Origin of the sequence: Okeania sp. KiyG1 (assembly GCF_014132355.1) — a bacterium.
Lineage (GTDB): Bacteria > Cyanobacteriota > Cyanobacteriia > Cyanobacteriales > Microcoleaceae > Okeania.
The window spans coordinates 1-12,034 of record NZ_BLZO01000158.1 but is presented as its reverse complement, the minus strand read 5'-3'; the positions used below and the strand labels follow the sequence as shown (position 1 = coordinate 12,034).

At 40.9% G+C, this 12,034-nt stretch carries 9 protein-coding genes, 1 pseudogene and 1 riboswitch; of the genes and pseudogenes, 7 read left to right on the top strand and 3 right to left on the bottom strand.

The genetic code is table 11. The features are described from left to right. Window positions 1–183: 183 nt before the first annotated feature. Window positions 184–576: a hypothetical protein gene (locus SAGCYANO_RS36095; protein ID WP_237397021.1), complete on the bottom strand. Its 393-nt coding sequence runs from the start codon at window positions 574–576 to the stop codon at window positions 184–186. Window positions 577–1,041: 465 nt separating this feature from the next. Here SAGCYANO_RS36095 and pyrE point away from each other — a divergent pair, with 465 nt between their 5' ends. Continuing rightward, complete coding sequence (gene pyrE / locus SAGCYANO_RS36090) at window positions 1,042–1,653, top strand: orotate phosphoribosyltransferase (protein ID WP_202224442.1); 612 nt, start codon at window positions 1,042–1,044, stop codon at window positions 1,651–1,653. Continuing rightward, window positions 1,643–2,116 (top strand): hypothetical protein, encoded by a 474-nt coding sequence (locus SAGCYANO_RS36085; protein ID WP_202224441.1) that lies wholly within the window; start codon window positions 1,643–1,645, stop codon window positions 2,114–2,116. Before pyrE ends, SAGCYANO_RS36085 begins: the two co-directional genes overlap by 11 nt. A gap of 263 nt (window positions 2,117–2,379) precedes the next feature. On the opposite strand, the gene thiC is transcribed toward SAGCYANO_RS36085, so the two are convergent. Next, window positions 2,380–3,840, bottom strand: a complete 1,461-nt coding sequence (gene thiC, locus SAGCYANO_RS36080; RefSeq protein ID WP_202224440.1) for a phosphomethylpyrimidine synthase — start codon at window positions 3,838–3,840, stop codon at window positions 2,380–2,382. An 8-nt stretch (window positions 3,841–3,848) separates the two neighbouring features. Next, window positions 3,849–3,944: riboswitch (TPP riboswitch) on the bottom strand. A 1,290-nt stretch (window positions 3,945–5,234) separates the two neighbouring features. Between thiC and SAGCYANO_RS36075 the strand changes: the two genes are divergently transcribed. Further along, complete coding sequence (locus tag SAGCYANO_RS36075) at window positions 5,235–6,941, top strand: FG-GAP-like repeat-containing protein (RefSeq protein WP_202224439.1); 1,707 nt, start codon at window positions 5,235–5,237, stop codon at window positions 6,939–6,941. Window positions 6,942–7,605: 664 nt separating this feature from the next. Here SAGCYANO_RS36075 and tnpA read toward each other — a convergent pair. Beyond that, a pseudogene (gene tnpA / locus SAGCYANO_RS36070) lies at window positions 7,606–8,020 on the bottom strand (IS200/IS605 family transposase). Window positions 8,021–8,100: 80 nt separating this feature from the next. Between tnpA and SAGCYANO_RS36065 the strand changes: the two are divergent. From SAGCYANO_RS36065 to SAGCYANO_RS36050, 4 genes are read left to right on the top strand one after another with little or no spacing between them, the layout of a single operon-like run. After that, window positions 8,101–8,667 carry a helix-turn-helix domain-containing protein gene (locus SAGCYANO_RS36065; protein ID WP_202224438.1) on the top strand — a complete coding sequence of 189 codons (567 nt, stop codon included), beginning with the start codon at window positions 8,101–8,103 and terminating at the stop codon, window positions 8,665–8,667. Further along, a complete protein-coding gene (locus SAGCYANO_RS36060; protein ID WP_237397020.1) occupies window positions 8,642–9,079 on the top strand; it encodes a transposase in 438 nt (145 codons plus the stop codon). Before SAGCYANO_RS36065 ends, SAGCYANO_RS36060 begins: the two co-directional genes overlap by 26 nt. 13 nt (window positions 9,080–9,092) lie before the next feature. Beyond that, the gene (locus SAGCYANO_RS36055) at window positions 9,093–9,671 is read left to right on the top strand and encodes a zinc ribbon domain-containing protein (protein ID WP_202224436.1); all 579 of its coding nucleotides are present in this window, start codon (window positions 9,093–9,095) and stop codon (window positions 9,669–9,671) included. Next, complete coding sequence (locus tag SAGCYANO_RS36050; protein WP_202224435.1) at window positions 9,616–11,385, top strand: FG-GAP-like repeat-containing protein; 1,770 nt, start codon at window positions 9,616–9,618, stop codon at window positions 11,383–11,385. Before SAGCYANO_RS36055 ends, SAGCYANO_RS36050 begins: the two co-directional genes overlap by 56 nt. Window positions 11,386–12,034: the final 649 nt, after the last annotated feature.

Sequence of the window (12,034 nt, the reverse complement as noted above, 5' to 3'; positions counted from 1 at the left end):
TCAGTAATGAGTAATTACTTCTAAGGTTTAGGAAGAGGACTTTGCCAGTAAATTTTATTCAAACTCAATTTCAAAGGTTGCTTTTATCTTCCTCAAAATTAATAGCTGTTAACGCAGTTCCTCCGGAGGAGGCTAGCTAATAGCTGACGGCTGTTTGCGCAGCAGTCCGCAGGAAATGCTTACCTAATTACCACCAAAAGTAGGAATTGAATCAGAAGGAGGAGCTGTCATTATTGATGAATTATAGGGATTAACTAAATCAGGAGTTCTAATAACTGGTGTACTAGAAAACTGTCGCCTTTGTTCCTCTATATAAAGCTGATTGACTAGGCGTAAGTCGTCAGAAATAGCTTCATCAGGAAACCTTAAAATACCGAAATAACGGCCTATTTGATTCAAAAACTCTGTTTTATCAAAAAAGTTACCAGAATATCTTTGACTTGCTTCGTTAAACTCTTCTGCAAAAGGTTGATATGTACGAACAGGATCTTGATGTCCCGCTTCAGCAATTTGGACAGATGTTAGAGTCGCGATCGCTGAAAAAATCATTATGCCACTAAGGCTTTTCCAATTCATGGCCATACCTTATTATTTATTGTAGGTTATTACCGAATAATTAATAATTAATAATTAATAATTAAATAATTCGCGCCTTAAAGCCTCCCCTTGATCGGGGAAATAAAGAAATAATATTTCCTTATATTCAATCAAGAGCGGTTTTAACCAGAGGTAATTATCAATTATCCATTATCAATTATCAATTAATGAAGGCTTTGTTGCTCGTATTATAGCAGTGAGATTATATAGCGCTACGCGCAAGTCAGAAGTCAGAAGTCAGAAGTCAGAAGTTATCTCTGATTAACTTTGAGCATTTGTAAATGTTCGCGCCGTTCTTAGAAACCTACGATAATCTATTTAAGGTTAGGACATTTCCTCATTCTGTTAGCGGAGCATTTGAGCACCGAAAACCCTTTGACAGTCTACTGTTCCCTATTCCCTATTCCCTATTCCCTATTCCCTAGCGCATAGCGCCATAAAAGTATGACAAATCAAATTTTATCCTTAGCTACTGTCGATCTAACCACTATCAAACAAGAATTACTCAATTTGTTGTGTCGGTTAGCTTATCGCGAAGGGGATTTTATCTTATCTTCTGGACAACGTAGCTCCTATTACATCAATGGTAAATACGTTACTCTTCATCCCCAAGGTGCTTTGGCAACTGGACGGTTATTCTTGTCCATGTTACCTGAAGATACTCAAGGTGTAGCAGGTTTAACTTTAGGTGCAGATCCAATAGTTACTGCTGTTAGTGTAGTCTCAGCTTATGAAAATCGTCCAATACCAGCTTTAATAATCCGAAAAGAGGCCAAAGGACATGGCACAATGGCTTATATAGAAGGACCCTCACTAGAAGCTAATGCTAGAGTAGTTGTTTTGGAAGATGTTGTGACAACTGGAGCTTCAGCAATGCTAGCTGTTAATCGACTGCGAGAAGCAAGCTATCAAGTGGAGCGGGTTTTTGCCCTTGTAGATAGAGAGCAAGGAGGTCGAGAACTTTATCAAAAAGAAGGTCTTCAGTTTGAGTCAATATTTACTATATCAGAGCTACAAGAAAATCTGAAAAATATGAGTCAGAAAAATGACGACTAAAGCAGATTATACAAATTCAGAATGGCAGTTATTATTACAAGCAATTACTTTAGTTTCAATGATAATTATTGCCTCTGAATTTACACTTTTTTCGGCTGTAAAAGAAGTATTTACTTTTAACAAAGAAGTTAAGCACGCTAAGTTAAATTATCAGGATAATCAACTGATTCAAAATTTGTTAGTAGATATTGCAGAAAAAACAACTCGAATAAATGAGATAGAAAATGCCGTAAATTTTCCAGACTTTCTGGAAGATGCACAAGAAAAAATTCAAGCAGCAGTCGCGATCGCTCATCTTAAAGCTACTCCGAAAGAAGCTCAAGAATATAAAGAATTTCTCTATGAAATCGCTACTCAAATAGCTAATGCTTCTGGAGAAGGAATATTTGGTACAGGACCTAAAATTAGTCAACAAGAAGCCATAGTTTTAGAAAGACTCAAAATGCTTCTTGAGCTGGATTGATTTAATTAGCGTTGCTGATTCTGAGTATGATTTTGCCCCCCGAGCAAGCCAAAATTGGGGGGATAAAACTCTAGAAGTCCCCCAAAATTGGGGGATGCGCGGGGGCTTGACCATAACCAAACAATCGCACATTCATACTTCAATTCAGCAACGGCATTTAATTCAATCAATAGACATCTCCAGAAGTGAGGGCGAATGCCATTCGCCCCTACATATCGCGTTTTCAAGGTGAATTTGCGTAAGTCCTGTTAATATAATAGCTATTAACTTTGAGTTACAGGTTCCTTTTCTTTAGCCAAAAACTTCTCTAATTCTGTCAAAGCATCAGCATCAACTTTCGTCTGCATCGGACAGAATTTTGGTCCGCACATAGAACAGAATTCAGCAGTTTTATAAATATCCGCAGGCAAAGTTTCGTCGTGATATTCCTTAGCTCGGTCTGGGTCTAAAGATAACTCAAATTGACGGTTCCAATCAAAGTTGTAACGAGCAGCAGAAAGTTCATCATCCCTATCTCTTGCTCCCGGACGACGACGACCAATATCCGCAGCATGGGCAGCAATTTTATAAGCAATTAACCCACTTCGCACATCCTCAGCATCAGGTAAACCTAAATGTTCTTTGGGAGTAACATAACACAACATCGCTGTACCATACCAACCCGCCATTGCCGCACCAATAGCAGAAGTAATATGGTCATAACCAGGAGCAATATCTGTTACTAACGGACCCAAAACATAGAAAGGTGCTGGACCTACAACATTAAACTCTTCCATTTTTTCCTTGGCGTTAGATGCTAAAGGATCTAGCTCCAAAACATTCAAAGGAGGACTTGAACACTCTTCCATTTGTTTTTTCACATTAAACTGAATTTGATCCATTGGTACATGACCAGGACCCTCTACCATAACTTGCACATCATGTTCCCAAGCACGGCGAGTTAATTCACCTAATGTTTTTAATTCTGCCAACTGTGCTTCATCAGTAGCATCGTGAGTACAACCAGGTCGCAAAGAGTCCCCTAAACTAAAAGAAACGTCATATTTTTTGAAGATTTCGATGATGTCATCAAAGTGAGTATAAAGAGGATTTTGCTTATGGTGGTGTAGCATCCACTTAGCAATAATTCCACCGCCACGGGAAACTATACCAGTGATACGACTCCTGACTAGAGGTAGATGTTCGATTAAAATTCCGGCATGGATAGTTTGATAATCTACCCCTTGTTGAGCGTGCTTTTCGATAATATGAAGAAAGTCGTCAGCAGTTAAATTTTCAATTCTGCCATGAACGCTTTCTACAGCTTGGTAAATAGGTACAGTACCGATAGGAACTGGTGAAGCTTTGATAATAGCAGTTCTAATTTCATCCAAATTACCGCCACCTGTAGATAAGTCCATAACGGTATCTGCACCGTATTTAATAGACAACTTCAGTTTATCAACTTCCTTCTCAATATCAGAACTGTTAGGAGAGGCACCAATATTAGCATTAACTTTACACTGAGAAGCAATGCCAATACACATCGGTTCGAGGTTAATGTGGTTAATATTAGCAGGGATAATCATTCGTCCCCTTGCTACTTCTGAGCGGACTAACTCAGGAGGGAGATTTTCCCGTTTGGCAACAAAGTCCATTTCTTCAGTGATGATTCCCTGACGAGCATAGTGCATTTGAGAGACGTTTTTGTGTCCACTACGCTTGGCGATCCATTCTGTCCGCATATATTCATTCCTCAAATAAACAGCTTCCCTCCGCTGGTATTAACCAGTCTCAGGTTCTAAGGGTATTTCTCAGCCTGAATATCTAGGCACCCCTAGCTTAATTTTCTACTATAGCATTTTTTGGGTTCCATGGAAAGTAAGTCAAAATTTAAAAGTCAAAAGTCAAAAGTTAAAAGTTAAAAGTCAAAAGTCAAAAGTTAAAAGTTAAAAGTCAAAAGTTAAAAGTCAAAAGTTAAAAAGATGTTTGTGCTGCACTTCAAACCTTGCGATCGCAACCAATCAAACATTTTTTCAGTGAAACAATCTGCAGAAACCATAATTCCCGTGTCCCCGTTTCCCCGTGGAGCAAAGTCAAAAGTCAAAAGTCAAAAGTTAAAAGTTAAAAGTTAAAAGTTAAAAGTCAAAAAGTTAAAAGAGATGTTTGTGCTGCACTTCAAACCTTGCGATCGCAACCAACCAAACATTTCCTCAGTGAAGCAATCTGCAGAAACCATAATTCCCGTGTATCCGTGTATCCGTGTCCCCGTGTATCCGTGTCACCCTGTCTCCGTGTATCCGTGTCCCCGTGTATCCGTGTCACCGTGTCCCCGTGTCCCCGTGTATCCGTGTATCCGTGTATCCGTGTATCCGTGTATCCGTGTCCCCGTGTCACCGTGTCCCCGTGTCCCCGTGTCACCGTGTCCCGTGTCACCAGTGTCCCCGTGTCCCCGTGTCCCCGTGTCGCCGTGTCCCCGTGTAGCGGCGAAATCATCCCAGTATTCAGCAACGCCCCCATCTAATACACTATTTAAGCTGTGTCAGTCTAGTAAGCGCACCTGCGAAGTATGCGCAAGCAAACGGCTGTTCGCTCTACATATAGCGCTTCTGCGTAAGTCCTGAATATTAAACTTTGTCTTTTAGCCAACTAACAAAATTAGTCTAGACAAGCTACTACTGAAGGGAAAAGAGATTAAATTTGACACTAGATAATTTTTGTTTATAATGGTGATGGCAGTGCATCTATTTGACCGTAATTTAAACTGGCTGCAAGAGCCAGAAATGCCATAGGGATAGTAAGAGTGTTTAAGTGCGAACACTGAAATTTGAGCTGCGTTCAAGATTTGTTTGCGCAGCATGACCTAGGAAATGCTAGTTTAAATCTAGCTCAGGCGGTCAGTTAGATCGTGACAACTTGTGGACTGGATAACGCCGACGTTGCCAGGATGAAGCAGGAATAGAACAGATAATCATAGATCTATATAGATTATTGTAGGTGTCTAAGAACAGCAAGACCCTTCAATATCTATGGAAGTCCAGTTGCGGAGTGTTACCGTAGCAGGAAGTAAACATTAATTTTTCATATTGTGATGTTCTTCAGTAGATCACAAAAATACCAAAGGAGACTAATTTTGATTATGACATTTTCAAGATGGCTACAGAAAACAAATGTGGCCGAAACTACGATAGCGAATGAATTTAATTCTTCCCCACAACTGAAACAAACTTTGGGTAAGTGCTTTCAGGTTGTGCTGGCAGTGGTAATGGCAGTTGCGATGTTTGTCATGCCAATAACAACAGTCCACGCTGCTCCGACTATTGAGTTTATTGACTCTGGGCAAGCTTTGGGGAATTCCGATAGCATAAGTGTGAGTTTAGCAGATGTGGATGGAGATGGCGATCTAGATGCTTTTGTTGCTAATACTAGCGATCAGGCCAACAAAGTTTGGTTAAATGATGGTAACGGCAACTTCACTGACTCTGAGCAAAATTTGGGGAATTACAATAGCTTAGATGTGAGTTTAGCAGATGTGGATGGAGATGGCGATCTAGATGCTTTCGTTGCTAATTCTGGTAGTCAGGCCAACAAAGTTTGGTTAAATGATGGTAGCGGCAATTTCATTGACTCACAGCAAGCTTTGGGGAATGTAACTAGCTATGATGTGGAATTAGCAGATGTGGATGGAGATAGTGATGTTGATGCTTTTGTTGCTAATTCTGAGCAGCCAAACAAAGTTTGGTTAAATGATAGTAGTGGCAATTTCATTGACTCACAGCAAAATTTGGGGAATACCACTAGCTATGATGTGGAATTAGCAGATGTGGATGGAGATAGTGATGTTGATGCTTTTGTTGCTAATTTTGAGCAGCCAAACAAAGTTTGGTTAAATGATGGTAGTGGCAATTTCACTGACTCTGGGCAAAATTTGGGGAATTCCAAGAGCAGAAGTGTGAGTTTAGCGGATGTGGACGGAGATAGTGATGTTGATGCTTTTGTTGCTAATAATTCTGATCAGCCAAACAAAGTTTGGTTAAATGATGGTAGTGGCAATTTCACTGACTCTGGGCAAAATTTGGGGGATTCCAATAGCAGAGGTATAAGTTTAGGAGATGTGGATGGAGATGGTGATATTGATGCTTTTGTTGCTAATTTAAGTGAACCTAACAAAGTTTGGTTAAATGATGGTAGTGGCAATTTCACTGACTCACAGCAAGCTTTGGGGGATTCCAATAGCAGAGATGTAAGTTTAGCGGATGTCGATGGAGATAGCGATCTGGATGCTTTTGTTACTAATCGAAATCAGCCCAACAAAGTTTGGTTAAACAACCTAGATGAGTATGTCAACCTTTGTGACAACGTAGCACCAAACAACTTAGTCGTCAATGGCAGCTTTGAAACACCAGAAATTCCAACACTTGATGGTGCTAGTTATGAAAGAGCGATCGAAGGTTGGGAGCTAGTTTCCGGGCCATTTATCGAACTTGATAACAGATTGATCGACAGTCCCTACGATGGGTCACAATTTGTGGATATGGATAGTATAAATGCAACGACTAAAATTGCTCAGACAATTTCTACCCAACAAGGAGAAACCTACAAGCTAACTTTTGCATTTAAAGGTAATGATGATTCCGAAGCAACCGAAAATAACACAATAAATGTATATTGGGGTTCGGAATTAGTTGAAGCATTTGATCAAGTAGACAGTGAGACATGGGAGGTGAAAACCTATAACCTGGAAGCTACAAGTACTGAAACTGTTCTCAGCTTTGATAATCTCGATGATATAGCTGATAGTAGTGGTACTCGTCTGGATGGAGTAAGCGTTAAATTGTGTCAGTAGTAGGATTTTCGGCGTTGCTGATTCTGGGTATGATGTAAGCCCCCCTAGCAAGCCAATTTTGGGGGGAATAAAACTCTAAAAGTCCCCCTTTATTAATCCCTCTCCCGTCCCCCTTTCCAAGGGGGAAGCCAAAGGATGCTGCGCTTTTTGTTGAATGGGGGACCAGCGGGGGCTTTACCAGAACCAAACAATCGCACATTATAACCTGGAAGCTACAAGCACTGAAACTGTTCTCAGCTTTGATAACCTCAATGACATAACTAATGGTGCTGGTACTCGTCTCAATGGAGTAAGCGTTAACTTATGTCAGTACTAGGATTTTCCTAAAGCTGTTCAACAATTAATAATGAATAATGAATAATTACCTCTCCTTGAAAGAAGAGGATTGACAAATTCATGAAAATTTTTCTTCTCTTGGTCGATTGGATATGGCGAGGAGACCTCGCCATCCCTCGACCGCTTATTATCCCCTTAAAAGGGGAGGCGCATACCCACAATTTTTCGGTAAGCGATGGCCTTGAGTAGCTAAAATAGGGCGATCGCTCTGCTCTAAAGGTAGAGCAAAACTACGAATTTTAACTCCCCCGGCGGGAAGTCCCGCGCTCTCCCGTTGGCGGAGCCTAGCGGCAGCTATTAGGGGAGCGTCGTATGGGAAAGCCGGGCGTTATGTATGTGGTTCGTCCTGATTTTCTATATATTTCTTTAGCACTGAAACACTGACACCACCACAGCTAGCAATAAAGTAAGACTCACTCCAAAAGACAGCTTTGAAATATACCTGGTTGACTTGTTCTGAGAACAGAGTTCTCAGTATTCTGCTGGTTACAGATTTCAGATTAGTTACAAACAATGGTTGCTCTAACTGTGGGTAGTATTGAAATAACAAATGTACATGGTCGGGTTCACCATTGAATTCTATGAGTTTGCAGTCCCCCGATCGTGCATAGGTTGTCTACTATTTCTCCTAATCGTTTGAGCATCTCCTGATTGATTACTTTTTTTCTATATTTCGTCACCAAGACTAAGTGAGCTTTCATGTCCGATACGGCTCTACCACGCTTATACAAAATCTTTTTCATAATTATTTAGCCATAGTTGTTGACAATTATATATACAGTCATTATAATAACAGATGTATAATGCATGAAGTCAATTCTCTATGCTATTGAAATACAAGTACAAGCTAAAACCCTGTAAAAGTCAAGCGGTTATTATTGCTAATTGGTTATCCATGGCTAGGAGGCAATACAATTACCGTTTAGCTGAAAGACTGAACTGGTTTGAAGCCACGCGCACACCAGTTAATGCTTGTCCACTTAATGTTTCAGTAGTACCTATAGAACGGATTTACCAAAATATTCCAGAATTTAGAGTACAAACGCGCGACGGTAGAAAAAAAGACAGCAATGGTAACCCGATAACAAAGAAAGGAGATAAGCACCCAAATATAGTCAATGGTTATGTTGTGTGGGAAACTGTTCAACTGGCAGACTTAGCACAGACTAAAAAACTATTTCCTGAGTATAAGTCTATGCACTCCCAGGTTTTGCAAGATATTGTCCAGCGTGTGCAAACAACAATGGATAACTTTACCCAACCTGACAAGAACGGCAAAACCAGTGGTAGACCAAAATATAAGGGAAAGCACTATTACAACTCGTTCAGCTATCCTCAGTTATCAAATGCTAATATTGTCAAAAATGCTAACGGTCGTTGCCCTTGTTAATTTGCCAAAAATTGGTTTAGTCCCTTTTGTGTACAATCGCCCAATACCAGAAGGTTTCAAGGTTAAGACGGGTACAGTAATCCGTGAAGCAGATGGTTTATATATCAGTTTCACCATCGAAGATAAGACTGTACCTTTGAGGCGTGTAGAAATTCAACCCACCGAACAAAACTCAAAGGGTATTGATTTGGGATTGTTCTACTATGCGGTTACGTCCGATGGGGAGTTCATAGAAGTTCCTAAGTTTTTCAGACTCTCGGAACATAGATTGTCTAAGCTTCAAGCAAGACTAGCTAAGAAGCCAAAGCACATCCTACCTTGGAAAATTCTCAAACGTAAGATAGCGAAACTGCACCAACTGATAGCCAGGCAAAGATTAGACTGGCAATTCAAATTAGCTTATCATTTGTGAGCGTGATTGTCAGGTGATATTTTTAGAAGACCTGCAAATAGCTAATTTAGTTCGACGTTGTAAAGCCAAGTTAGGAGGTAATGGTCAGTTTTTACCTAACGGCCAATCTGCGAAGTCAGGATTGAATAAGTCTTTGCAAGATGCAGCGTTTGGACAGTTTGTTCAAGTATTAGAATATGTAGCTTGGAAACTGGGTAAGCGAGTTATTAAAGTAGACCCAAAGGGTACATCTCAGCATTGTTGGCAATGTTTGAGCAAAGTCCCTAAAAGCTTATCAGAGCGCTGGCATTCTTGTCCTGGATGTGGACAGGAACTAGATAGGGACTATAACTCACCCACCCCTCTTGCTCCCCTCCCGGGAGGGGATGGGGGTGGGTTGGATTGTTATCAACACAGGAGGAGGGCATCACTTCTGTTAAAACTGCGGTCAGTTTTTCTCTGGCTGAAGAATCCCGCGCTCTCCCGTAGGGGAGCGTCGGGAGTATGTCAAAGTATAATTATTCAACTTGCAATATCAAAGGAGACTAATTTCGATCATGGCATTTTCAAGATGGCTACAGAAAAACAATGTAGCCGAAACAATAGAGGATGAATTTAATCCTTGGCCACAACTGAAACAAACTTTGGCGAAATACTTTCAGGTTGTGGTGGCAGTGGTAATGGCAATTGGGATGTTTGTTGTACCGATACAAACAGTTAATGCTACTCCGATGATTAAGTTCACTGACTCTGGCCAAGCTTTGGGTAATTCCAGTAGGTTCGGTGTGAGGTTAGCAGATTTGGATGAAGATGGCGATCTGGATGCTTTTGTTTCTAATTGGGGTAATCAGCCAAACAAAGTGTGGTTCAACGATGGTAGTGGCAAATTTACTGACTCTGGGCAATCTTTGGGGAGGTCCCAGGGCAGAGGAGTGAGTTTAGTAGATTTGGATGGAGATGGCGATCTGGATGCTTTTGTTGCTAATTGGAGTAATCAGCCAAACAAAATTTGGTTAAACGATGGTAGTGGCAAATTCACTGACTCTGGCCAAGCTTTGGGGAACTCCAGTAGCCAAGATGTAAGTGTAGCAGATGTGGATGGAGACGGTGATCTTGATGCTTTTGTTGCTAATCAAGGTAAGCCAAACAAAGTGTGGTTAAACGATGGTAGTGGCAAATTCACTAACTCTGGGCAATCTTTGGGGAATTCCAAGAGCTTAAGTGTAAGTTTAGCAGATGTAGATGGAGACGGTGATTTAGATGCTTTTGTTGCTAATTATAATCAGCCAAACAAAGTGTGGTTCAACGATGGTAGTGGCAAATTCACTAACTCTGGGCAATCTTTGGGGAATTCTGCAAGCTGGGATGTGAGTTTAGCAGATCTGGATGGAGATGGCGATCTGGATGCTTTTATTCCTAATGATGCTAATCAGCCAAACAAAGTGTGGTTCAACGATGGTAGTGGCAAATTCACTGACTCTGGGCAATCTTTGGGGAGGTTCTATAGCCATGGTTCGAGTTTAGCAGATGTGGATGGAGACGGTGATCTGGATGCTTTTGTTGCTAATAGGAATAAGCAGCCAAACAAAGTGTGGTTAAACGATGGTAGTGGCAAATTCACTGACTCTGGGCAATCTTTGGGGAATGTCACTAGCTTAGGTGTAACTTTAGGAGATGTAGATGGAGACGGTGACTTTGATGCTTTTGTTGCCAATTATAATCAACCCAACAAAGTTTGGTTAAACAACCTAGATCAGTATATCAAGACTTGTGAGAATACAGCACCGAACAACTTAGTAATCAATGGCAGCTTTGAAACACCAAAAACCCCTAAAGAAGAAGATTATGTTTTTGTAACTCCTTATGGTTCGTATCCCAAATTAGTTCCTCCTGTGAAAGGATTGGATAATTGGGAATTAGTGGAAGGGCCTGGTATCATAGTTTATAACGATAATCTGTTTGTATACGATGGCTACAAATACTTCCAAGCCTACGATGGGTCACAATTGGTGCAGCTAGATAGTGACAATGCCACAACTAAAATTTCTCAGAAAATAGCGACCCAACCAGGGGATATCTACAAGCTAACTTTTGGATTTGCAGGCAGTGGCAAATCAACGACAGAACATGACAAACTGAATGTAAATTGGGGTTCGGAATTAGTGGAAGCACTGGATAAGCTTGACAGTGATACTGAATGGGAGGTGAAAACCTACAACTTGCAAGCGAAAAGCACTGAAACTGTTCTCAGCTTTGATAATCTGAATGAGACAGCTAATGGTTATGGTGCTAATCTTGATGGAATAAGTCTTAACTTATGTCAGTAGTTATGGAGCGATCGTCTTGTTTAACTTCCCTGGCGGGAAGTCCCGCGCTCTCCCGTTTTGCGCTTCGCATAACTGCGTTAACGGCTGTCGCCGACATGGCAAGCGGAGCATTCTGTCAGGAAAAGGCGGAGCAAGTGCGGCAGCTATTAGGGGAGGGTCGGGATGGGAAAGCCAGGGCTAAGAGTCGGATACCTCCACAAATAAAACCTTCCTATACCCTCCCTTGACAAGCTAGGAGATATGCATGTTATTATCAAGGTCAACACAGGGGGAGGACATCACCTCTGTTAAAACAGCGGTCATTTTTTTTATGACTGAAGAATCCCGCGTTGTCGCTCCATGGGCAACGTCGGGAGTATGTCAAGCAAGTTCAGATCTCAATAAAATAGCTATAACTAGTGTTCGGCTTTGAAATGAAAAAACCAGGTAGTTACACTTGCCTGGGTTTTTTTGTGCTGGGGTTTGCTAATCAAAGTCCAGTAGGGTGCGTTGATGAAACGTAATATAATATCAAATCCAGTAGCATTGGTATAATATCAAATCCGGTTAAATACCCTCACAATCAATAGCTTAAAACTCTGATTATTACGTTATATAGAATCCGGTTATACAGTATATGTTTATAATTCTATCCACACTTTACTTTCTC